The following is a 20,520-nucleotide window of genomic DNA, read 5'->3' as shown; positions in this document are numbered from 1 at the left end:
TCAGCACCATCAGCGCGTCGAGGCCGAAGCGAGTCCAGTCGCTGCGGCTGCGCTGCCAGGACGGCAGGCGCAGCAGCGCCCAGATCACCAGCCCGAGTACCCCAGGTAGAAGGCGAGGCTGACCGGTCCCACCCGCTGCGAGGGGGCCGCGCCGCCGACAGCGTCGACGGTGTTGGCCACGATGCCGGCGGTGAACAGGCCGCAGGCCACCATCAGGTGGCGCCAGAATCGCCGAGCCGTGTCGTCCACCGCGGCATCGCGGACCACCCGCAGGCACGCGGTGCCGGCCAGCAGCGCACCGACCGGCAACGGCACCCAGCCCAGCACCGGGTGCTCCCACACGTGCCCGAGCCCGACTACGAGCCAGACCACATCGAATCCGAGCAGGCCACCGGCGACAGCCAGCGACCAGCGCACCGAGCGGGGAAAGCTGGCCTCGGACACGAGCGCGATCCCCTCCACCGCTGGTCTCGGAGGGGCCTATCGGACGCGCACGCCTAGAGTCAAGTAGTCCTCGCCAAATGCATGCCCGTCCCGGCGGCGCGGGCAGGTGGCGCGACAGAACAGCGACCCGACCGATCTGCAGTCTGCGGTCTCCGCGATCCAGAGGACGAGCCGCCGCCTACATGTCCTCGCGCTCGAGGTGGGCGATACGCATGGGATAGCGCTCTGGAGCGACGTGCGATGGCGCCTGCGGTGGCCTGCTCGTCACCGACGGAGCCAGGGGTGATTGCCGGCGTCAGCGGCATCAGCACTGCCCTCCGGATCACCGTGGCCGCCAGCTACGGGCTGGATCTCAACGAGCTGGCCGAGCGCATCAGGCAAGCCGTGACCGATCGTGTGCGCGAACTGACCGGGCTTCGGCCCGTCGAAGTCAGCGTAGTCATCGATGACGTGCTGGAGGAATGACGTCCGCTCATTCGGCGGGGAACTGCCCCCAAAACTGTCGACTGTCCCCGGACGGCGGCCGGTTCGGCCACCACGGCCGTCCTAGATCGATCAGCTTCGAAAGTGGGTGGTGAGTGCCTGTAGTTGCTGGGCCATCCTGGTCAGCTCGGCTACCGCGGTCTGGGATTGGGAGATGCCCTCGGTGGTGATCTGGGTGGCGGTCGCCAAGCCCGCGATATTGGTTGCGATACCACCCGCCCCCTGGGCGGCCGCCGATACGCTGCGATTCATCTCGCTCGTGGTCGCGGTCTGTTCCTCCACTGCTCCGGCGATCGTCGACTGGAAGTCGTTGATCTGCGTGACAACCTCGCTGATCTGACCGATCGCTGCGATGGCCGCCTCGGTGTCCGACTGGATCGCGTCCACCCGCTGCGCGATGTCTTCAGTTGCCCGCGCCGTTTCCTGGGCCAGATCCTTGACCTCGCTAGCGACTACGGCGAAGCCCTTGCCCGCCTCGCCCGCGCGCGCCGCTTCGATCGTGGCGTTGAGTGCAAGCAGGTTGGTTTGTTCGGCGATGCTCGTGATCACCTTGACCACCGTGGCGATTTCGGTAGAGGACTGGCCGAGCTTTCCGATCTGTTCCGTTGTCGTCTTGGCGACGCCGACGGCCTGGCTTGCCACCCGCGCCGCCTCGGTCGCGTTATGGGCGATTTCGCGGATTGAGAGCCCCATTTCCTCGGTGCCCCGCGCCACGGTCTGAACGTTGTCGGATACCTGCGCCGCGGCTTCAGCCGCGCCCTGCGCCTGGCCGGACGCGTCCTGGGCCGACGCTTCGATCAGGCTGGACGTCGACGACATCTGCTCGGCGGCAGCGGCGACTTGGAACGCCGAGTCGGAGACGGCCGCGATCATGCTGCGGACACCGGACTGAGCCTCGTCCAGCGCATGCGCCATCTGGCCCACTTCATCCCGGGAGGAGATTTCCGCGCGGACCGTGAGGTCACCACCGGCCATCGCCGCGAGCGCCAACCGCACCCTCTGTAGTGGTCTGGTGATCGAGAGCACCACGAACCGGGCCAGCAGGCAGAGGAGGAGTGCGGTCGCCGCTGCTGTGGCCCAGAGGATGTACTGCGCGTTCTGTCGGCTCGTGGCAGACGCGTCCTCCTCCGCGCTGATCGTGCGCGCGAACAGCGTCCGCTCGTTCTCCAGGACGGTGCTGGTCAGGTAGTTGTCGATGCCGATCTGGCCCCAGGCGCTCCGAGCTCCGGTCGGGTCGACCGCGGCGCCCTTCACGAAGCGGGTGACCACCGTCGTGTAGTCGCCGTACGCGGTCTTGATCCGGGATACCGCGCTCGACAAGGACGTCGGCAGCTCAACGGCCTCCAAGCGACCGAGCAGTTGATCGGCCGCACCTACCCGATCAGCGAGAAGCGCCTGCTGTGTGGCGGGGTCGCTGCGGACGACCGCCTGGAGAGCGCTGCTCTTCAGTTCGGTTGCCTGGCGATCGAGCTGCAGCACCAGCGCGCTGGCTTCATTGACGTTCCGGAGCCGTGTCGCGGTGATGTCGGCGATCTGATCGCTCGCCGTCGTCACCACCAAGCAGGTGGCGAGTGCGACCAAGCTCGCGCCCACGAGGGCGCCCAGCTTGGTGCGAACCGGAAGGTCAAAGAATCGGCCGGCCAGCGACCGACGCTTCGGCCCGTTCTGCGGAGCGGATCCGTTCATTGCGTGCTCCTGGGTGTTTCGCTGTCAGGCTGCTAGCTGGTCGGCGGTGTAGTAGCCGCCCTCGACGAGGACCCGCTGGTAATTCGACTTGTCGACGTTCACCGGTTGGAGAAGGAACGTCGGCACTGTCTTGACGCCGTTGTTGTACTGCTTGGTGTCGTTGACCTCGGGGGTACCGCCGGTCAGCAGCGAGTTCGTCATCTGTACGGCGACCTTCGCCAGTTCACGGCTGTCCTTGTACACGGTCTGCCCTTGTTGACCGGCGGCGATGAGCTTTACCGAGTCCAGCTCGGCATCCTGACCAGTGAGTATCGGCAGGTTTGAACCGCGATAGCCCGAAGCCTTCACCGCCTCCAGGATGCCCCGACTGATGCCGTCGTACGGCGAGAGCACCGCGTCGAGGTGAGCGGATCCGTAGGAGGCGGCGAGGATGCGGGCCATCCGCTGCCGCGCCACCGTCGCGTCCCACCGCTGGGTGGCGACCGCCGCGAACGACGTCTGCCCGCTCCGGACGACGAGGCGGCCGCTGCCGATGTACGGGCGGAGCACGCTCATCGCCCCGTTGAAGAAGAAGGTCGCGTTGTTGTCGTCAGCAGAACCGGCGAACAGTTCGAGGTTGAACGGTCCGTGACCGCGCTTCAGCCCGAGCTTGTCCACGATGTACGTACCTTGCAAGACGCCGACTCGGTAGTTGTCGAAGGTGGCGTAATAGTCGATGTTCGCGGAGTCCCGGATCAGCCGGTCGTACGAAATCACCGGGATGTCGGCTGCAGCGGCCTTCGTCAGTACGTCCTTGAGTGCGCTGCCGTTGATCGCTCCGACCACGAGCGCCTTGTCGCCGCGCTCCACCATGGTCTCGATCTGGTCGATCTGCGTCTGCACATTGTCGCCGGCGTACTGCAGATCTGTGCGGTATCCGAGCAGCGTGAATTGCCGGACCATGTTTTCGCCGTCACCGATCCACCGTGCCGACTCCTTTGTCGGCATGGCCAGGCCGACGACACCCCGATCGGGGGCCGCAATCAATTCGGTCGCGGAGTCCGAACATGCCGTGGTGGTGAACATCATCGCGACAAATGCCATTGACAGCAACGGCACGCCAACGTTTCGGGTAACGAACGGCATACTCGCCTGATCGGGCTTTGCCCTGGCTACCTGAGGTCTTTTCCGATGTCGTTCGCTCTGTCCGCTCAACCCGTCCCTCGGCCTCGGCAGCTAGAGCTCCCGAGACTGGGAGGTACCAGCCGTCTCTCGGCTGCGCGAAGGACTGATACGCCACCGACCAGGCTACCGTCGTCACGACGGGGCGTCACGATGGCCTGATGCGGAGCCACTCGGTCGACACGCGCGAAACAGTCGGCAGGCATCGGTGCGGACGACTGGCACGCCCGCGGAGGAAGGCGCTCATCCCGTAGCGTTCGCCTGCCTGCTGCGCTCCTCCACCGACACGATGACCTGGACGAGCCTTTCCGAAGCCGCCCGCAGGTCTGCCAGGACGACCTCGGTGTCCTTTGGCGTGACCAAGCCGTCTTTGGCGACAACTGCGTGCCCGAGATACGCGGCGACGGCTCGTACAGCCTGCGCGGCGTACGTGGTGCGGAGCGGGCTGTAAGGACCGACAAGTGGCCAATGACCAGCAACGATCGCATACCCGTCCAAGTCGGCCCCGAGATGATCATCCATGAGTCGTCTCCATCCACAATCGACCGCAAGCGTCTGTGGGCATTCTGGTCCCCCGCCGCCCGATCCGCACGGTCAGCGAGGAAGCTGTCCGGCCCGATGAGCGACAGCCGGCCGCGGCGGGTTCCGTGGCGCACATTCCCGCCGGGCTGCTCAGGCCGGCCGCCTTTCGCGTGACCGAGGTGCTCGCTCGGCTCCTCGTTCAACGCTGTCCCGAGGGCCGTCTTGGGCCGCTGTTCGAGCAGCCGTCCGGGCCGGTCGACGACGGGCCCTGCTCCAGGGCCAGCCGCACCAGTTCCGCCTCGGCTGACGGCTCGGGCTTCTTCCTCGGGGTCACATCACCCAGCGTCACGGCCGGATCGTCTCGTCGGGGCGGGCGCGTGAGATGGGTCCGCTGCTCAGCGAGAGTCGTTGGGGAGTTTCGCGTCGATCGGGTCAAGTCGGGTGGGATGGCGGAGCCGGTTCGGGTGGGCGTACCGCGACGAGTATTTCGATGGTGGAAACCGGCCGCACGGGCCGCGCCGCCCACCTCGCCGGAATCGACTTCGGTTACCTGCACATGGTGTCGAACAACCTCACGTCCGGGTGCGACGAGAGCGGCTCGCCGATGTCCCCGCGAGCTGCTTCCTGCCGATGGCGGAGGCCACACCGCTTGCTCCGTCGCCATCCGGTCGCGTCGACCCCGGACCAGAGTGGAATTACGGCAACCGAACGACGTCGCGTTCACGCCGCTCGGTCGGCGCCGTTGTCGGTGTCCACGCGACGGCCCGCTGGGAGGCGCCAGCAGAGCACTGACACGAGGCGGACGGCTGGACGTTTGATGTCCGTGTGCCGGAGCCGGGCCTCATGTCGCTTGGCCGCCTGCGCCGTCCCGGCGGGCTCGTCGACGGTCTGGTTGTGATGGATGAATGTCGGCCCGCCGCCTCGGGCCAGCGTAATCGCCGGACGGGGAGACGAGACCGCCTCCACAACCGCGGATACCATCGCTCGGCAGGGGAAAGATGAGATGCCCCCGGACGGCGGTCAGGAAAACCGTTTGCAGAGCCGACCGGCAACGATAGTAATTGACTCGCGACGCCACGTAATCAATGCATTACAGGTCGCCAGCGCACAGTCGGACTGGTCGAAGGATGATTCGAGTGAATGTTCTATCGCGACACAAGGTCTCGGTCGTCGGTGCAGAGGACGAGCCGACCCTGGTGTTCGCTCCAGGCTACGGCGCATACCAAGAACTATGGCTTTACATCACACCCGGCCTCACAGCGGACCATCGTCTCGTACTGTTCGACTTCATCGGCGACGACTGCGGGGACGTGTCGTCTTATCCCCCGGAGCGGTAAGAGACGCTGACGGGATACGTCGAGGATCTGCGATCCATTCTCTCGGAACTCGACCTCAGCGGCGTGACCTTAGTAGGGCACTCGGTGGGCGGGATGATCAGTCTGCTGGCGGCGCTGGCCGTGCCGGACCGCGTCGAACGACTCGTCCTGATCGGCACGTCACCGCGGTACCTCAACGATGACGACTATACGGGCGGATTCACTCGCGCCGATATCGACCAACTGCTCGGCACGATCGAAAGCAATTACTTGGCCTGGGCCGAGGCGACCGCACCGGCGGCGATGGCCAATCCCGACCAGCCGGAATTGGCGGACGAACTGCTGCACAGCTTCAGAAAGGTCGATCCGGAGATCGCGTTGCGGTTCGCCCGGGCCACGTTTCTGCTGGACCACCGCGCTGATCTCGCGCGGGTGCGGCTTCCGACGCTCGTCATGCAGTGCAAAGAGGACGTCCTGGTGCCGATGTCGGCCAGCGATTATCTGCATCAGCACATACCCGGCAGCGAACTGGTAATTCTCGAAGGCGCAACCGGACACTTCCCGCACATGAGCGCCCCGGCGGCGACGATCGCCGCTATCCGCCAGTTCGTGGACGGCGTAGCAACTTGACCGATGGCTCGCCTCGACCGCGGGTCATCCCGCAACGGTGGAGCCTCGACGTGTTCGCAGGATCGGTTGTCGGAAAGACACTCGTCCCGGGAAGCAAGCGACACTGCGCGGCCGCTCCACCGGCGAGTCGGTGGCTGACCTCTACGCTGACCGACCTCGCCGATGCCTATCCAGGGAAGTCTCACAGCTCCGTCTCCGGAAGCTCGCCTTCCGGCTTGCCGAGTGAGTGACGGGGCCGAGTCCGTGTTCGGCGTCGAGCGGTGAGGGCGGGGCGTTGCGGCAGAGTCCGGAAGACGGCATCAGCCCGGGGCTTGGTCCGCTCCGGGCCGATGCCGTGCTGTGTGAGACAAGTGGCAGTGAGCCGCGGTGGCACGGCGAACTGTCGCAGAGCTGCGTCCGAGCCGTCAACGACGGCGGGTCCGGGGTGACAGCGGCGATTGCGGCCGTTCCGGGCTGGTGGTCGGCGAGTCCGAGAAGTGGCTTTCCGAAGTGCCGACGTCGGATGCGAGCCGGTCGCGCTAGAGTCAGTAGTCGTCCCCGGTTGTCCTTCCGGGCCTGTCCCTTCGGCGCCGACGCCGTTGAGCACGTCATGGAGCATCGTGCTGGTAAACGACGTCGGAGAGCCGCCGTGTGAGCGCGCGCATAGCTTCCCTTGAGGTCTTGCCGTCGGACTTGCGACGGTAGTGGTGGTCCCGTCCGTCTGTGACGTTGCGTGGCTGGACGGTGGCCATGATGTGGAGCACCCGGTTGATCTGCCGGTTGCCGCCGCGGGAGAGCCGATGCCGGGCCTGGTCGCCGGAGGAGGCGTCGATCGGCGCGGCTCGGGTCCATGATCGGCAAGTGCGCCTTAGTCAGGAAACAGGTGACGTCACCAACCTCGACCAGCAAGCGCGCGGCCCCGCACGGGCCGATGCGCGCAGATTAATCAGGCTGGTCCCGGCGGCGAGTACCAACGCATCGAGTTCCTTGTCCGCGGCTTCCCTGCGCCGGTAGACCCGCTCTAGATCTGCGATGAGCTCGGCGGCCACGCGGTGGCGGGTCTTGCCGGCCGCATCCCGGCCGACGCGTCCTTGAGGTCAAGCTCGACAGATTCGCCGACGATCTCGGGCGACTCCATGAGAACCCGGAGGACACGGTATGGGGGTTGGTTGACGCAGCCCGAGAGATATTGCGCCGTGAGACGTGCTAACGCGGGGCGGCAAAGCGTCGGGCTCGACGGAGCCTGCCCTGATGCGACTCGAGCCTGGTGGTCGCCTGGGCCGCGACGGCCTGACTGTACGACACCTCGCGCGGCCTGTATCCGGCGTTCGTGCTCAAGGCCGTCGGCGTCGATCTGAAGATCCGTGAGGTCGACGACGTCACCGACGCGCTCGGAGCCGACACTGGCTGGGATCTGGGCATCTCGATGCACAGCGCGCTGGGCATGACCGGCACCGACCCGGCGCGGCTGCTGGTCGACTACTACCGCAGCGACGGCGCCGACAACTACGGCGGCATCTCCGACGCGCAGCTCGACGCGCTGATCGACCGCATCCGTCAGCTCCCGGAGGCAGACCCGCGCCGCAACACCCTCCTGGAGCAGGCCCAGCAGCGGATCGTCACCATGCAGGCGTTCAGCTGGTACCTGGCCTACAAGCGCACCCCGGTCGTGATCCGCCCCGGCCTCGCCGCCGACTACCAGGTGCCGGTGGCCAACCTCTGGCCGACGTCCTACTCATGAGCGCCTCGTGACGATCGCGCGCCGGTTGGGGCAGGCGGCGGGCACCCTGCTCGCCGCCAGCCTGCCGATCTGGGGTCTCCAGCTGCTCGCGCCCGGGGATCCCGCGCGGCGGATCCTGGAGTCGCGCGGGATGGACCACCCGACCGTCGTGCAGGTCGAAGCCGAACGCGCGTCGCTCGGCCTCGACCGGCCCGCCCCGGTGCGCTACGCCGCCTGGCTCGCCGACGCCCTCCGGGGTGATCTCGGCACGTCGTGGACCAGCGGCCGGGCGGTCACGGCCGAGCTCGGGCATCGCCTGCCGGCCACCGTGCTGCTCACCGTCGTGGCACTCGGCCTGGGGTTGGTGTGCGCGGTGTTCTTCGCGTTGCTGGCTGCCGCGTTCGCGCGGCGGTGGCCCGACGGGCTGATCCGCGCCGGGTGCGTGGTACTCGCGGTGGTGCCGGGCTTCCTGGTGGCCACGTTGCTCATCGACCTGTGGTGCTGCGTTGGGGGCATTTCCGGCTGCTGGCCGACGGCACGTGGCGGACAGCGTCGCTGCCGGGGGTGGGGTTGTGCCTGTTGCTGGTGGACAGGTGGACTCGGTCGCTGCGTGCTGGGCTGCTGGACGCGATGGATGCGCCGTACCTGCGGGCGGCCCAGGCGCGCGGCGCGTCGTCGTTCCGGCGGCTGGTGCGCCACGCGCCGCCCAACGCGCTGGTGCCGTTCCTCGCGCTGGTCGGCACCGGGTCGGCGGCGCTGCTGGCCGGGGCGCCGATCATCGAGACGGTGTTCACCTGGCCGGGCGTCGGCCGGTACGCGGTCGAGGCGATCACCGCGCGGGACGTGCCGGTCGTCCAGGGCTTCACGCTGCTCGCGGTCGCCGCGTACGTGGTCGTGAGCCTGATCGTGGATCTGGTCGCGATGCGCCTGGACCGGCGTCTGGTGACGGCATGAAGTGGGGTCTCGGGCTGGCGGCGCTGGTGGTGCTGCTCGGGTTCGGCGGGCCGCTGTTCGTCGGTGACCCGGACGCGACGAACTTCGCCGCGCAATTGGCGGCGCCGGGCGCGGAGCATTGGCTGGGTACCGACGCGGCCGGTAGGGACGTCCTGACCCGCACGTTGGTGGCGACCCGCTCGTCGCTGGCCGACGCCCTGACGGTGGCCGGGGCGACCATGCTGCTCGGGCTGCTGATCGGCGGCGTCGCGGGCTATTACCGGGGCTGGCTTGACGCCGTGCTCAGCCGGGTGATCGACGTGATGCTCGGGTTTCCCGATCTGGTGATCGCCTTGGCGATCGTCGGTGCACTGGGGGTGGGGCGGGTCAACCTGTTGCTGGCGCTGGTGGTGACCCAGGGGGGCGTGCTGGACCGGGTCACCCGGGCGTTGGTGCTGGCCGCGCATTCCCGGCTCGACGTCGCGGCCGCCCGCATGGCCGGGGTCGGCGATGCGCGGGTTCTGCTCACGCATGTGCTGGCCCACGTGCTGGTGCTGTCCGCGACCGGCTTCGGCGCCGTCGTGCTCTCCTTGGCAGGGCTGTCGTTCATCGGGCTCGGCGCGCAGCCGTCCACCGCGCAGCTCGGGCAGATGCTCGCCGACAGCCGCGGTGACCTGGCGATCGTGCCGTGGCTCGCGATCGGACCCGCGGTGATGATCGCGCTGACCGTCGCCGTCGCGATGCTCGGCAGCGAAGCCCTCCGCGATGCCCTGTCCGTGACCCGGCCAGTCCCGCGCTCGCCTGGTGGGCACGACGCACCGCAGCTGCGATGCCCGCCGGCGCGGCTCGGCTCCGAACGAGGGAAGGTGGGGTGAGCGCTGCTGTGCTGGAACTGGACGACGTGCGGGTCCGCTACGCCGGGGGGACGGAGGCCGCGCGCGGCGTCAGCCTGACGATCGGGCCGGGCGAGTGCGTCGCGGTGATCGGCGAATCCGGCTGCGGCAAGACCACGCTGGCGAACACGATCCTGCAGATTCTGCCGACCGGTGCCGTGGTCACGGGACGGGTATCGGTCGGCGGAACGGTTCTGCCGGTCGGCGGCGCGGCGCTGAAGGCCCTGCGCGGGCGCCGCGCCGGCTACGTCGCCCAGGACCCGTATGCGGTGTTCGATCCGTTGCGGTCGGTCGGTGACCGCGTCCGCCAGGCCTGGCGGTATCACCGGCTGCGCCCGCCGAAGGATGTCGGTGATCGGGTCGCGGCCCTCGGTGTGGCCGACGCGGCCGCCCGGCTTCGGGACCGGCCCGCCGCGTGGTCGGGCGGCATGCTGCAACGCGCGTCGATCGCCGCGGCCACGGCCCACGACCCGCCGCTGATCGTGGCCGACGAACCCACCAGCGCCCTCGACGCCGACCTGGCCGACGACGCGTTGCGGACGTTGCGCGGGACCGGGTCGGCGATCCTGTTGATCAGCCACGACCTGCGGCTGGTCGCCCGGCACGCCGACAGGATCGCGGTGATGCGAGACGGCGAGTTCGTCGAACACGGCACCGCCACCCGGCTGCTGGAGGCACCGGCGCATGCCTACACCCGCACCTTGCTGGCCGCGACCGCGCCGGCGGTGACGCCATGAGCGTCGTCGCGGTCGAGGCCGTCACCCGCTCCTTACGCCCCGGGGGCGGCGGCGGTCGACGCGGTCTCGCTGAGCGTCGAGCCCGGCGAGATCGTCGGTGTCCGCGGCCCGTCCGGCTGCGGTAAGTCGACGCTGCTGAGGCTGGTCGCCGGCCTGGAACGCCCGGACACCGGAACGGTCACCTTCGACGGCGTCGCGGTATGGGCGGGGAAGGGGCGCGGGCCGCGGTATCCCCAGGCGGGCTATGTGATGCCGGTCTTCCAGGATCCCTACGCCAGCCTCGACCCGCGCTGCCGATCTGGCGGACCATCACCGAGCCGCTGCTATCGGCCGGCCGGGCGGAGCGGCGTGCCTACGCGGAAGAACAGCTTGCCCGCGTCGGCCTGGACGCCGGGCGGCTGGACGCGCGTCCCGGGGAACTGTCCGGCGGGCAGTGTCAGCGGGTCGCCGTGCTACGGGCGCTCGCGGCCGAGCCCGGGCTGCTCGTCGCCGACGAACCGGCCTCCCGCCAGGACGTGATCACTGGCGCCGCCCTCGGCGAGCTGTTCGCCGGCGCGGGAACGGCGGTGCTGGTGGTCAGCCACGACGAGGCGTGGCTGTCCCGGGTCGCCTCCCGCGTTCTCACGATGACCGCCGACCGGCTCCAGGAGTGACCGCTCCGGCTACGGCATTGCTAGCGAGTGCGTCGCAGCAGTCGACAGACGAGGTCTCGCAGGACCTGACGATCCTGGTGGCCGTGAACGCCACAGTCCCCGAATAGGACAGGCTCCGCAGAACGACGACGTCCCTGGCGCGGTCGCCAAGGGTGATCTCTCGGCGACCGCGCCAGTCTACTGCACCCCTATTCGGGCAAGTGACCCGCAGCGCGCAGAACCGTGACCAGATGCTCCACCGGAATCCCCGCGCGGAGCCTCTCCAGAATGGTTTCCTTCCGCACGGATATCGTCAGGTGCTCAGGCCGAATTCCGTTCTCCCGCAAGAGAACGGCGCCTTCCACTTCACGCGGGCTGATTCCGGCTGCCCACCATTCCCGCGCCTCGTTCAGCTCGATGAAGGCCCCGCCCCACTCCAGGCCGAGCTGCTGCGCCTGGTCGGGGTAGAAGCCGGGAGGCTGGTTGACGATGTCGGCCGCGTAGCCGGTGAGCGGCGGCCCGGTCGGGCGCCTCCGCCGCTGGCCAAACCGTGGATGGGGCGCTACGCGCCATCCGGTAGCGCTGACCGGCCGAGGACCGCTGCTCTCGGGACGTGGCCAGGGCGGTGCCGGGCGCGGTCCCGGACGTGGACCTGGACGTGGACCGCCCGGACCAAGGGCGCTCGCGCGAGAGTCTCGTGCCTCGATCTCGGAAGTCAGCGACTGCGTGATGTGCTCACGGATCAGTTCCACGGCCCGCGAGTCGAGAACACTGGAGGCGCTCCTGACGGTTATGCCGACGGTCGTTGCGGCGGCAATGACATCTTTGCTCGTGATTGCCAGCCTCTGCGCAAGTTCATGTACGCGCCGAGAGGGGTTCGTCGTTGCCGTGAGAGGGACGGAACGCCGAATTGGTGCGGTTAAACTCGCTCCATTTGGTTGCGTTGAAACGACGCCTATGAAAGACACCGGCCGAACAGTGAAGCCGGCATCAAGCGCCGACGTTGAACCACCAGCAGCATCGGTATCCGCGCACGCCCCTGCGCGGGAACATCGATGCCTGAGCGCCACCCCTACGTCAAACACATGTACGAGTGGGCTCGATTCCAGGTTTCCCGCGCGATCCTGCACCAGCAACGGCTGGACGGCTGATCCTTTGTGGATGTCCGACGGAGTGTCGGAGCGTGTGCTTCGCGGCCGTGTGTGGGTTTCAGACAGACGATCCGACGCAGGATCGGCCTCATGTCGTCCGCCAACCCGCTCTACCGTTAACGCCTTGCCTTACTCGCGTGGTTGTATCGCACGAATTCCTCTGGCGCATGGTGCTTCCTACGCGCTCGACAGCAAGGCACAACTCGTGTTCGGGGTTGGGCGCATTCACCGGCCGAGAACACGACCAGCGCCAGGACCGCGAGGCCGGCCCACACTCCGATCGTGACTCGCCAGTCGGCGGGATCGCTCCCCGCGATCGGCACTGCCAGGCTGGCCGCCGCCGCTGCGACACCAGACTGCACCGCGGGGCAGGTACCGGTCGCCGTGTCGATCCGGGTGGGGAAGTCCCGCTTGGCCACTGCGGGCAGCGCCGAGGGCGGTTCTGGTGGAACGCGCTGGGCGGCCTCGTCAGCCTGGTGGCGGGAGGGCGGATCCGGGTTTGACCAGCCCGGTGTGGAAGGCCGCGGCGATGGCTTGAGCGCGGTCGCGGAGGCCGAGTTTGATCAGGATGCGGCTGAAGTGGGTTTTGACGGTGGCTTCGCCGATGAACAGGTGCGCGGCGATTTCGGTGTTGGACAGGCCGTGGGCGATCAGGATCAGGACGTCGCGTTCACGGGTGGTGAGCCCTTGGAGTTCGGCCGGGGTGAGGGTGTGGCGTTCGGGGCGGGCGGCGAATTCGGTGATTAGCGGGCCGGTGACTTGGGGGTCGAGCCACGCGTCGCCGGCGGCGATGGTCTGCACTGCTTTCACCAGTTGTGCGGGGGCGGTGTCTTTGAGGACGAATCCGGACGCGCCGGCGCGTAGGGCCCGGTAGACGGCTTCGTCGGCGCGGAAGGTGGTGAGGATGAGGACCCGGACGGGTTGGTCGGGGTTGCCGGTGAAGCCGTCGGTGGTCAGTCGTTGGGTGGCTTCGACGCCGTCCATGACGGGCATTCCGACGTCCATGACGACCACGGTGGGGTGGCAGTCGTGGGCGCGTTGGAGTGCTTCGGCGCCGTTGGAGGCTTGCGCGACGACGTCGATGTCGGGTTCGGCGTCGAGGATCATGGCGATGCCGCTGCGCATGAGGTGTTCGTCGTCGACCAGCAGCACGCGGATCGGGGTGGTGCGCTGCGACTGGGGTTGATCCGAGGCTTGAAAGGGGGCCGGGGTTGGAGCGGTCATGGTGTCACCGCCAGCGTGGGCAGGAGGCCGGCGCGGATCGGCAGGCGGGCGGTGACCGCGTATCCGCCTGTGGGCTGCGGCCCGTAGGTCAGCGTGCCGCCGGTCTGGATGACGCGTTCCTCCAAGCCGCGTAGTCCGTGGCCGGTGGACAGCCCGAGCAGTGCCAGCTGCGGGTCGCCGCGACCGTCATCCACAACACTCAGCGCGAGAACCTCGCCGGCGCAGTGGGCGGTGAGTGTCGCGGCCGCCCCGGGACCCGCGTGCCGGGTCACGTTGGTGAGCGCCTCCTGGGCGACCCGGAAGGCGACCAGCTGGACCTCGGGGGGGACGGCGGAAGTGTCGCCGTGCACGGCCAACTCGACGGACACGCCGGCGGCGCTGATGCGGTTGGTCAGCGCGGGCAGGTCGGCCAGGCCAGGACTTCCCCCGGCCTGCCACTCTGGCCGGGCCGACCGGGCCGGCCAGCCCGACCCGTGCAGTGCAGGTCGCTCTGGCATCGCCGAATCCGTGGGTGCCGGCCCCCCTCGGGTGGGGGCGCCCCGCAGGACTACGAGCATCCGCCGCAGCTCGTCCATGGCCTGCCGGCCCATGGTCTCGGACTGGTCCAGCGCGGCGGTGGCGCGGTCGGGCTGGAGGGTCAGCAGGCGCCGTGCACCAGCGGTGTGCAGCACCATGATTGTGACCGCATGGGCCACGATGTCGTGCAGCTCCCGGGCGATCGAGAGCCGCTCGAGCATGACCGCCTCCCGGGCCTCGACGTCGCGGCGGGCGTTGAGATCGGCCAGCAGCCGCGCGCGGCCGACGTTCCACGCCACGAACGCGTACACCGCGTGCAAAGCAGTCTGAATCAGGAAATACTTCACGGCTTGCCCGGACAGCAATGCCACGTACGCGTGGTAAGCGCCGTCGCGGAGCGCCGGGACGATCATCGCGGCCAGCACGATCAGGCTGGTCCGGCGCGAAGCCTGCGTCGCGACGGTGTAGACCGCCAGCAGCATCCCGGTCAGCGGCAGGTATCCGGGCGCGACCAGATACAAGAGCGCGCCACTGAGCAAAGACCCGTGCAGCCACAGCCACCAGAACACCAGGACGGGCGCCCGGCGACGCCAGACCAGCGGCAGGTAGCCGAGGAGCGCGAAGGCCACGATCTCCGCCTGCTCGGCAGGGCGGCCGGCTACGGGAAGCGGGTCCCAGTACACCGCCAGGTCCATGAGGCAGAAAGCAAACGCGAGACCCGCTTCGCGCAACACGATCCTCAACGAATGCCAACCCGGGGAAGAGATGGGGCAGCCGGCAGATTCGGGTGGCCGCCGTTAAACGTAGTGGTTCTAACGTTGAAATGACAGGTGCCTTGGCTTGCGCAGGGGAAGGGCAAACTGCTGGCTCGATACCGGCCGCTTTCCCCCGCCCGACTCAGGCCGGGCTGCTCCAAAGAGGCGAATTCCGTCCCAGCGGTGGCTGGCCCAGCGGACTCCGCCGCCGTCGCTGCGGTCGGCGTCGCGAAAGTCATTATCGCCAGTAGCGGGACAGCCGCGACTGTTTGTCGCAGTCTGGTCGCTGTCTGCCCCTTAGTGTCCGCGCCGACCATGCTTGCTGTCATCGCTACCTCCCATAGAAATCGGACTAAAGCATTCATAACCGACGACGCGCGGTGTGGACGTCAGCCTTACCGCTGAGTCGCGGCCTCCCACTCCAGGGGGACCCCGCAGGGCGGACCCTTTATGGCGCCCTGCATGAAGTCGACCGATCCGCACCTTCGTAGTCGTTGCGGTCACCCATCGGGTCCGCCTGGAGTCGTCAGCCATCACCGACCGTTCTCCTACCGGCGGTGGACATCTAATAAAGGCCGAGAAGGGATGAAAAGGCTCGTTGGTGCCTTGAGGATTGCGGTCATCACACCTACGCGTTCGATCCCGGGGGATACGTCATGGGCAAGCTGCTGATCATTGAGGATGATTCCGACATCGCGCTGGGGCTCAAGCTCGCCTTCGACCGCGCCGGCCACCACGGCGCCCTCGCCAGCGACGGCCCGGCCGGACTGCGGCTCCTGTTCGAAACCAGACCGGACCTGGTCGTGCTGGACCTGGGCCTACCGGGCCTCGACGGATGGCAGATCCTCGGACGCATCCGGGAGATCAGTGACGTGCCGGTGCTGATCCTGACCGCGCACTGCCGGGAGGCGGACAAGCTCCGCGCCCTGCGTAGTGGCGCTGACGACTATCTGACCAAGCCGTTCTCCGTTGCGGAGTTGCTCGCCCGAGTCGGCGTGCTACTGCGCCGCCACCCTGCCGTGGACTGGTCGGCCGCCGTCTACAACGACAGCCGCTTGAGCCTGGACACCGACACCCGGACCGCGTACGCCGACGGAGCGCCGGTGACCCTGAGCCGGCTGGAGTTTCGGCTGCTGCAGACCCTTACTCGCAACCGGAATGTGGTTCTCTCCCCGACCCAGCTGCTCGATCGAGTCTGGGACGACCCCACCGGCATCGCCCCCCAGCGAGTCAAATTCGCGATCCTTCGGCTCCGTCGCCGGCTCGGCTGGGCCGACCCCACGCACTCGCCCATCGAGTCGGTTCGGGGTATAGGCTACCGCTACCGGCTAACCACCCCGCCCACCGGTCCCGCCGCTCCCCAAGGCGACTCCGGTAGCCCCCTTCTCGTCGCTTAGCGGCCGACATTCACCGCTGGCCGCGAAACCGAACATGTGCCTCAAAAGAAAGAGAGACGGCCGCCGCCGTGCCCAGCACTGTTCGTGTGATCGCCCGCGGCATTGCCCAACTGCTCGCCGCCGCCGGTGAAACGTCGTTGATGGCCGATCAATTCGCCAGCTATGCCGGCACCTCACCGCTCGAGGCCTCCAGCGGCGAACGTCGCCGTCATCGGCTCAATCCCACCGGCAACCGGCAACTGAATACCGCCCTGCACACCATCGTCGTCTGCCACGCCCGCGATCCCGCACCCGGCCGCGTCTACTACCAGCGCAAACTTGCCGAAGGAAAGACTTCCGCCGAAGCCCGTCGGGCCTTGAAACGACGTCTGACCAATGTCCTTTACCGGCGCCTACTCAATGACCAGCTCCGGTTCAATGACCAGCTCCGGTTCGGCGCGGCCGCGGGTTGACACACAGAGGCGCTCTCGAGCCACTCCGACCCCGTGACGACGCCCGGCCCGCGAAAAGCCATATGTGAGCCACACAAGCAACGTGGGAAGCCGCAGGCGAGAGCAGCGGACCGAGCGCCTAGACGCTACCCCGTCGGAGGAGTCCGGTCGGCCGACGACTGGGATATCGCGAGGAGAACTGCTCGGCAGCCGGTGCCGGGTGCTGGATGAAGGGGCGCCGAATTCTTCGATGTGATGCGAGCGGAAGATCTGTACGGTGGCCAGGGCCCGAGTGGCAGCGATATTGGCCTGGGCAGCCGGGTCGGCCAACATGGCGGCCAGTGCGGCGTCATCACGCCATCGGGCTTGGTGGACGATGTGTTGTCCGTCGTCGCAGCGGGTCAAGGTGGAGCCGAGGAATCCCGACGTCTTCTCGAGTACCTCGCGAGCGTTGGCGGTGAGCAGTGCGAATAGATGCCGCTGATGCTGCTGTGCGACGGTGAACACGCTCGTCACCACGAGCGCTGTGCTGTCCGGGTCGGCTGTGGCCGCGGTCATCGCTGCCGCGCTAGCGTGCGGCGGACCGCGACGATCGTGACCGCAACGAGGGTCGCGAAGACCGGGCCGGTCGCGGCATGCGCGACCGCCAGTACCACGGTGTCCCCACGGCCGTAGAAGATCATCTGTATGGCAGCGTTGACGACATTGATGGCGATGGCCGTGCTGGTAGCGATCAAGTGCACCCGGCGCAGCTCGCGGTGCTGGTACCACTCACGGGGGCCGCCGGTGACCCGGTTGAGGATCAACCCGGTCAGTGGGCGCCGCGCCACGATGCTACCCAGACAGAACAGGATCACCGCGAACGGGATCAGCGTCGGCACGAGGAAAAATCCGCGCGCTTGTCCGGTGACGGCGGCCACGACAGCGCAAACCGCCACCACCAGGATGCCGATCAGCGCCGAGCGCGGCGACTGCCGACGCGCCACCCGGTAGCCTAGCCCGGCGATCGCTGCCGAGGCGGCGGCGAAGATCGCCGGATACAGCGAGGCTGCCGCGTTGACCGCGATGAAGGCCAGACTCGGTGCGGCAGCTACCAACCCGGCGACCCAGCGCTCCGGGTCGCTCCAGGTCTGCTTGATCGCGGCCCAGCCGGACTGCGGCGCGTTCGCCGGCGTCCGGAAGGCGGAGTGGGGAGTGGACCCGGCCTGGGGGACCACAGCTCGTCGATTGTCCATGGCAATATAGTTTCACCCGAAACAGTCTCTGGCAAGTCTGTTTTAGGTGAGTTAGTATCAGCGTGTGCCTACTGATGCAGCTAGCCCCATGGCCGCGCCACCTGCAGAAACTCCTGAGACTCCTCATGACGGGTCGCCGTTCGCCTTGGGCCTCCTCTTGCGGCGTGCTCACGACCGCATTGCCACCGCGATGGACGAGGCCCTGCATCCGTTTGGTTTCGAGCGGCGCCATCTCATGGTTCTGATGCGCTTGCGCGCCAGCGGGCCTCTCACCCAACGCGACTTGGTCGCGCAGACCGACCACGACAAGGCGTCAATCGTGCGGATCGTCGACGACCTTGAACGGCTCGGCCTCGCATCCCGCGAGCTGGTACCCGGCGACCGCCGGCTTCGCGCGGTCACGTTGTCCGCTCACGGACGCGAGGTCCTTGAACGGGCTCGCGAGGCCGCGAAGCCCGCCGAAGCGGCCGCGACCGCGTCACTCAACCCGGAGCAGACCCGGCAGCTGAACCAGCTGCTACGCACCATGGTCGGCAGCTGAGCACCCTGACCTACCTCACGCACTGATCGGCAATTCGCCGTGCCCGTACGCCCGCATCACCTTCACGGAAGGCTCCACATGCGTGTCCTGATCATCGGGGCCGGCCTCGGCGGCCTGACCCTCCTGCACGGTTTGCGCCACATCGGCATCGACGCCCATGTCTACGAACGCTCGCCACGCCACAGCGGGCAACCCGCCAGCTACGGCATTCACCTCAACGCCGACGGCCTGCGCGCCCTGCACAACAGCCTGCCCGCCGAAAACTGGAAACAGATCGACGCCGACGGCATGCCGGCACCCCTGATCATCCGATTCCACGACCCCCACAACGGAGTCCTGGCCACCATCGACAAGCGCTTCCCCCAACACGCCACCGACCCGATCACCAAACGCCGTGCCATCAGCCGCGGCAAGCTGCGCAAAGCCCTCCTCATCGGCGCCGACTCAGACCGCGAACCCACCGTGCACTGGACCAAGACCTTCGACCACTACGAACTCACCAGCACCCGCGTTCGCGCACACTTCACCGACGGCACCCACGCCGACGGCGACGTCCTCGTCGGCGCCGACGGCAGCAACTCCCGAGTCCGCCACCAGCGCCTGCCCGAACTGCAACGCCAAGACCTCGGCATCCTCAACATCGCCGGCCGCACGCCACTCACCACCGAACTCGCCTCCCTCCTGCCCAGCGAACTCACCGACGGAGGCATCAACAACGTCGTACCCGCCGGAACCGGATGGATGTTCCTCTCCACCTGGACGACCGGCGACCCCGACAACACCGACATCAGCAACGGCGCCGACCGCTACATCGTCTGGGCCTGGGCAGCCGCGAAAACGTCCTACCCCACCGGCGTCGACGACTACGACGGCGCCCAGCTCAAGGAACTGGCCACCGACCGGATCCACGACTGGGCCGAGCCGCTACGCGCCATCGTTGACGCCACCAATCCCGCCGCCGTCGACGCCGTGCCCCTGCGCACCATGCCCACCCTCCCCGAATGGGCACCCTCACCGATCACCCTGCTCGGCGACGCCATCCACAACATGACACCCATGGCCGGTATCGGCGCGAACACCGCCCTGCGCGATGCCGACCAACTCCGCCGAGCCATCGCCGCTGCCGACAACCCACTTCACGCCATCAGCCGTTACGAAATCGCCATGCGGCGATACGCCAACCCAGCCCTCAGGCTCTCCACCCGCAACGCCACCAACGCCACCCTCGCCCAACCGTCCAGCCGAACCGCGTTCCGCACACTGCTCCGAATCGGCAACCACCTACCGATGCTGCAAAAGAAAATGTTCGGCCCCACGGTCCGATAAGAATTCACTGCGCAGACCATTGCCACTCGTGATAATTGACGATGAAATTCGCCGTTGGATGGTCGGCTGAGAAATGCACGCACTCTCCTGACGCAGTGGGAGAGGCAGCGGTGCGGTGCGCGCCGCTGGCGTGGTACGTCTTCAGAACAGGTGTCGGCGCGCCCCCGGCTCTGGGTTCCACGGTGGCTCGGTCCGATTGGCCTCTAGCGCACCAGCGACGGCCCGTCGATGGCGCCAGACTGCCACGATCCATGCATGACCGCCGTTGTATCCATCGTGACCGGTGCGCTTGCTCTCTGCGGCGTAGCCCTCGGCGCCTGGTTGGGTGCCCGGAATACCAGTCGGCAGTGGACACGCGATGCCCAGTTACGCGCGTGCCAACGTCTTCTGGAACGCTATGCGGCAATCTACGACATGCTCGCGCGTTCTCGCCGAGGCGAAGCGCCCGCCATCGACTGGGCCTCGTGGAACCATGCCCTTACTGAGATCTCACTGCTCTGCACGCCGGTGGTCGTCGACAGCGCGTACGCACTCGATGAGGCAATCTGGCGTCTGACACGAGCGGTCGACGAGTCACACTCGTCGCAAGATGAGTGGGCGGCGCTTCGGCGCCCCGTTGAATCGGCTCACTCGACCTTGATCCACGCTATCCGGCGTCAGTTCGACCCAGAGTTTCGAGGGACGATCCGCACGTCGGGCCGACCCGCTGACGACGACGAACTGTGGCGAAGAAATGTAGACGGACAGGCGACTGTCGGCTGATGACAATGTGCGGTCTCAGGACTTCCTTGACAGTTCGTGCTCAGGA

22 protein-coding genes and 2 pseudogenes are annotated in these 20,520 nt (G+C 67.8%); 13 read left to right on the top strand and 11 right to left on the bottom strand.

The features are described from left to right. Positions 1 to 84 precede the first annotated feature (84 nt). The gene (locus ACGFY5_RS44285) at positions 85 to 444 is read right to left on the bottom strand and encodes a hypothetical protein (protein WP_392731005.1); all 360 of its coding nucleotides are present in this window, start codon (positions 442 to 444) and stop codon (positions 85 to 87) included. Between the two features lie 282 nt (positions 445 to 726). Between ACGFY5_RS44285 and ACGFY5_RS44280 the strand changes: the two genes are divergently transcribed. Further along, positions 727 to 909, top strand: coding sequence for an Asp23/Gls24 family envelope stress response protein (locus tag ACGFY5_RS44280; RefSeq protein WP_392731004.1), 183 nt, complete (start codon positions 727 to 729; stop codon positions 907 to 909). Positions 910 to 999: 90 nt separating this feature from the next. Here the strand turns inward: ACGFY5_RS44280 and ACGFY5_RS44275 are convergent, their stop codons facing one another. The 3 genes from ACGFY5_RS44275 to ACGFY5_RS44265 all read right to left on the bottom strand — a co-directional run bounded on the left by ACGFY5_RS44275 (position 1,000) and on the right by ACGFY5_RS44265 (position 4,296). Further along, positions 1,000 to 2,613: a methyl-accepting chemotaxis protein gene (locus tag ACGFY5_RS44275; protein ID WP_392731002.1), complete on the bottom strand. Its 1,614-nt coding sequence runs from the start codon at positions 2,611 to 2,613 to the stop codon at positions 1,000 to 1,002. Positions 2,614 to 2,637: 24 nt separating this feature from the next. Further along, positions 2,638 to 3,681, bottom strand: coding sequence for a multiple monosaccharide ABC transporter substrate-binding protein (chvE, locus tag ACGFY5_RS44270; protein ID WP_392731037.1), 1,044 nt, complete (start codon positions 3,679 to 3,681; stop codon positions 2,638 to 2,640). A gap of 336 nt (positions 3,682 to 4,017) precedes the next feature. Further along, entirely contained in the window at positions 4,018 to 4,296 is a 279-nt protein-coding gene (locus ACGFY5_RS44265; protein WP_392731000.1) for a hypothetical protein, read from the bottom strand. A 1,343-nt stretch (positions 4,297 to 5,639) separates the two neighbouring features. On the opposite strand from ACGFY5_RS44265, the gene ACGFY5_RS44260 reads away from it, so the two are divergent. Beyond that, positions 5,640 to 6,242 carry an alpha/beta fold hydrolase gene (locus ACGFY5_RS44260; protein WP_392731035.1) on the top strand — a complete coding sequence of 201 codons (603 nt, stop codon included), beginning with the start codon at positions 5,640 to 5,642 and terminating at the stop codon, positions 6,240 to 6,242. A gap of 587 nt (positions 6,243 to 6,829) precedes the next feature. Here ACGFY5_RS44260 and ACGFY5_RS44255 read toward each other — a convergent pair. Continuing rightward, positions 6,830 to 7,066 (bottom strand): annotated as a pseudogene (locus ACGFY5_RS44255) (transposase); the annotation flags it as partial. Between the two features lie 485 nt (positions 7,067 to 7,551). On the opposite strand from ACGFY5_RS44255, the gene ACGFY5_RS44250 reads away from it, so the two are divergent. Beyond that, entirely contained in the window at positions 7,552 to 7,962 is a 411-nt protein-coding gene (locus ACGFY5_RS44250; RefSeq protein ID WP_392730998.1) for a hypothetical protein, read from the top strand. Between the two features lie 204 nt (positions 7,963 to 8,166). Here the strand turns inward: ACGFY5_RS44250 and ACGFY5_RS44245 are convergent, their stop codons facing one another. Next, on the bottom strand, positions 8,167 to 8,430 hold the full coding sequence (locus ACGFY5_RS44245; protein ID WP_392730996.1) for a hypothetical protein: 264 nt from the start codon (positions 8,428 to 8,430) through the stop codon (positions 8,167 to 8,169). A gap of 6 nt (positions 8,431 to 8,436) precedes the next feature. On the opposite strand from ACGFY5_RS44245, the gene ACGFY5_RS44240 reads away from it, so the two are divergent. From ACGFY5_RS44240 to ACGFY5_RS44220, 5 genes and pseudogenes are all read left to right on the top strand, one after another. Further along, complete coding sequence (locus tag ACGFY5_RS44240) at positions 8,437 to 8,895, top strand: ABC transporter permease subunit (protein ID WP_392730995.1); 459 nt, start codon at positions 8,437 to 8,439, stop codon at positions 8,893 to 8,895. Then, positions 8,892 to 9,749: an ABC transporter permease gene (locus tag ACGFY5_RS44235; protein ID WP_392730993.1), complete on the top strand. Its 858-nt coding sequence runs from the start codon at positions 8,892 to 8,894 to the stop codon at positions 9,747 to 9,749. The genes ACGFY5_RS44240 and ACGFY5_RS44235 overlap by 4 nt, the downstream gene beginning before the upstream one ends. Further along, on the top strand, positions 9,746 to 10,504 hold the full coding sequence (locus ACGFY5_RS44230; RefSeq protein ID WP_392730991.1) for an ATP-binding cassette domain-containing protein: 759 nt from the start codon (positions 9,746 to 9,748) through the stop codon (positions 10,502 to 10,504). Before ACGFY5_RS44235 ends, ACGFY5_RS44230 begins: the two co-directional genes overlap by 4 nt. A gap of 69 nt (positions 10,505 to 10,573) precedes the next feature. Then, positions 10,574 to 10,648, top strand: a pseudogene (locus ACGFY5_RS44225) (ATP-binding cassette domain-containing protein); the annotation flags it as partial. 56 nt (positions 10,649 to 10,704) lie between these two features. After that, positions 10,705 to 11,157, top strand: a complete 453-nt coding sequence (locus ACGFY5_RS44220; protein WP_392730989.1) for an ATP-binding cassette domain-containing protein — start codon at positions 10,705 to 10,707, stop codon at positions 11,155 to 11,157. A gap of 188 nt (positions 11,158 to 11,345) precedes the next feature. On the opposite strand, the gene ACGFY5_RS44215 is transcribed toward ACGFY5_RS44220, so the two are convergent. From ACGFY5_RS44215 to ACGFY5_RS44205, 3 genes are all read right to left on the bottom strand, one after another. Then, the gene (locus ACGFY5_RS44215) at positions 11,346 to 12,104 is read right to left on the bottom strand and encodes a translation initiation factor IF-2 N-terminal domain-containing protein (protein ID WP_392730988.1); all 759 of its coding nucleotides are present in this window, start codon (positions 12,102 to 12,104) and stop codon (positions 11,346 to 11,348) included. Between the two features lie 651 nt (positions 12,105 to 12,755). Then, positions 12,756 to 13,511: a response regulator gene (locus ACGFY5_RS44210; RefSeq protein WP_392730987.1), complete on the bottom strand. Its 756-nt coding sequence runs from the start codon at positions 13,509 to 13,511 to the stop codon at positions 12,756 to 12,758. Further along, the gene (locus ACGFY5_RS44205; protein ID WP_392730986.1) at positions 13,508 to 14,761 is read right to left on the bottom strand and encodes a sensor histidine kinase; all 1,254 of its coding nucleotides are present in this window, start codon (positions 14,759 to 14,761) and stop codon (positions 13,508 to 13,510) included. Before ACGFY5_RS44205 ends, ACGFY5_RS44210 begins: the two co-directional genes overlap by 4 nt. 677 nt (positions 14,762 to 15,438) lie before the next feature. On the opposite strand from ACGFY5_RS44205, the gene ACGFY5_RS44200 reads away from it, so the two are divergent. Together ACGFY5_RS44200 and ACGFY5_RS44195 are read left to right on the top strand one after the other, a co-directional pair. After that, on the top strand, positions 15,439 to 16,179 hold the full coding sequence (locus ACGFY5_RS44200; protein WP_392730984.1) for a response regulator transcription factor: 741 nt from the start codon (positions 15,439 to 15,441) through the stop codon (positions 16,177 to 16,179). 68 nt (positions 16,180 to 16,247) lie between these two features. Further along, complete coding sequence (locus ACGFY5_RS44195) at positions 16,248 to 16,631, top strand: transposase (protein ID WP_392730983.1); 384 nt, start codon at positions 16,248 to 16,250, stop codon at positions 16,629 to 16,631. Here the strand turns inward: ACGFY5_RS44195 and ACGFY5_RS44190 are convergent. After that, a complete protein-coding gene (locus ACGFY5_RS44190; RefSeq protein WP_392730982.1) occupies positions 16,572 to 17,168 on the bottom strand; it encodes an antibiotic biosynthesis monooxygenase in 597 nt (198 codons plus the stop codon). The two genes, ACGFY5_RS44195 and ACGFY5_RS44190, sit on opposite strands and share 60 nt — an antisense overlap. After that, complete coding sequence (locus tag ACGFY5_RS44185; protein WP_392730981.1) at positions 17,165 to 17,845, bottom strand: DUF3159 domain-containing protein; 681 nt, start codon at positions 17,843 to 17,845, stop codon at positions 17,165 to 17,167. Before ACGFY5_RS44185 ends, ACGFY5_RS44190 begins: the two co-directional genes overlap by 4 nt. Positions 17,846 to 18,035: 190 nt before the next feature. Between ACGFY5_RS44185 and ACGFY5_RS44180 the strand changes: the two genes are divergently transcribed. From ACGFY5_RS44180 to ACGFY5_RS44170, 3 genes are all read left to right on the top strand, one after another. Further along, positions 18,036 to 18,386, top strand: coding sequence for a MarR family winged helix-turn-helix transcriptional regulator (locus tag ACGFY5_RS44180; protein WP_392730980.1), 351 nt, complete (start codon positions 18,036 to 18,038; stop codon positions 18,384 to 18,386). A 78-nt stretch (positions 18,387 to 18,464) separates the two neighbouring features. After that, positions 18,465 to 19,712: an FAD-dependent oxidoreductase gene (locus ACGFY5_RS44175; protein ID WP_392730978.1), complete on the top strand. Its 1,248-nt coding sequence runs from the start codon at positions 18,465 to 18,467 to the stop codon at positions 19,710 to 19,712. Positions 19,713 to 19,967: 255 nt separating this feature from the next. Beyond that, positions 19,968 to 20,474, top strand: coding sequence for a hypothetical protein (locus tag ACGFY5_RS44170; protein ID WP_392730976.1), 507 nt, complete (start codon positions 19,968 to 19,970; stop codon positions 20,472 to 20,474). The last annotated feature ends 46 nt before the right edge of the window (positions 20,475 to 20,520 follow it).

Origin of the sequence: Cryptosporangium sp. NPDC048952 (assembly GCF_043197895.1) — a bacterium.
Taxonomy (GTDB): domain Bacteria; phylum Actinomycetota; class Actinomycetes; order Mycobacteriales; family Cryptosporangiaceae; genus Cryptosporangium.
The sequence above is the reverse complement of the archived record's forward strand: the minus strand, read 5'-3'. Positions and strand labels throughout refer to the sequence as shown.

What these genes read in the sequence shown, in the direction of transcription:
- ACGFY5_RS44175 (WP_392730978.1), top strand. Translation starts at nt 18,465, where the DNA reads ATGCGTGTCCTGATCATCGGGGCCGGCCTCGGCGGCCTGACCCTCCTG.
- ACGFY5_RS44180 (WP_392730980.1), top strand. Translation starts at nt 18,036, where the DNA reads ATGGACGAGGCCCTGCATCCGTTTGGTTTCGAGCGGCGCCATCTCATG.
- ACGFY5_RS44275 (WP_392731002.1), bottom strand. Translation starts at nt 2,613, where the DNA reads ATGAACGGATCCGCTCCGCAGAACGGGCCGAAGCGTCGGTCGCTGGCC.
- ACGFY5_RS44265 (WP_392731000.1), bottom strand. Translation starts at nt 4,296, where the DNA reads ATGGATGATCATCTCGGGGCCGACTTGGACGGGTATGCGATCGTTGCT.
- ACGFY5_RS44245 (WP_392730996.1), bottom strand. Translation starts at nt 8,430, where the DNA reads ATGAGCAACGTGGCCACCAGGAAGCCCGGCACCACCGCGAGTACCACG.
- ACGFY5_RS44220 (WP_392730989.1), top strand. Translation starts at nt 10,705, where the DNA reads ATGGGCGGGGAAGGGGCGCGGGCCGCGGTATCCCCAGGCGGGCTATGT.
- ACGFY5_RS44210 (WP_392730987.1), bottom strand. Translation starts at nt 13,511, where the DNA reads ATGACCGCTCCAACCCCGGCCCCCTTTCAAGCCTCGGATCAACCCCAG.
- ACGFY5_RS44200 (WP_392730984.1), top strand. Translation starts at nt 15,439, where the DNA reads ATGGGCAAGCTGCTGATCATTGAGGATGATTCCGACATCGCGCTGGGG.
- ACGFY5_RS44190 (WP_392730982.1), bottom strand. Translation starts at nt 17,168, where the DNA reads ATGACCGCGGCCACAGCCGACCCGGACAGCACAGCGCTCGTGGTGACG.
- ACGFY5_RS44185 (WP_392730981.1), bottom strand. Translation starts at nt 17,845, where the DNA reads ATGGACAATCGACGAGCTGTGGTCCCCCAGGCCGGGTCCACTCCCCAC.
- ACGFY5_RS44235 (WP_392730993.1), top strand. Translation starts at nt 8,892, where the DNA reads ATGAAGTGGGGTCTCGGGCTGGCGGCGCTGGTGGTGCTGCTCGGGTTC.
- ACGFY5_RS44170 (WP_392730976.1), top strand. Translation starts at nt 19,968, where the DNA reads ATGACCGCCGTTGTATCCATCGTGACCGGTGCGCTTGCTCTCTGCGGC.
- chvE (WP_392731037.1), bottom strand. Translation starts at nt 3,681, where the DNA reads ATGATGTTCACCACCACGGCATGTTCGGACTCCGCGACCGAATTGATT.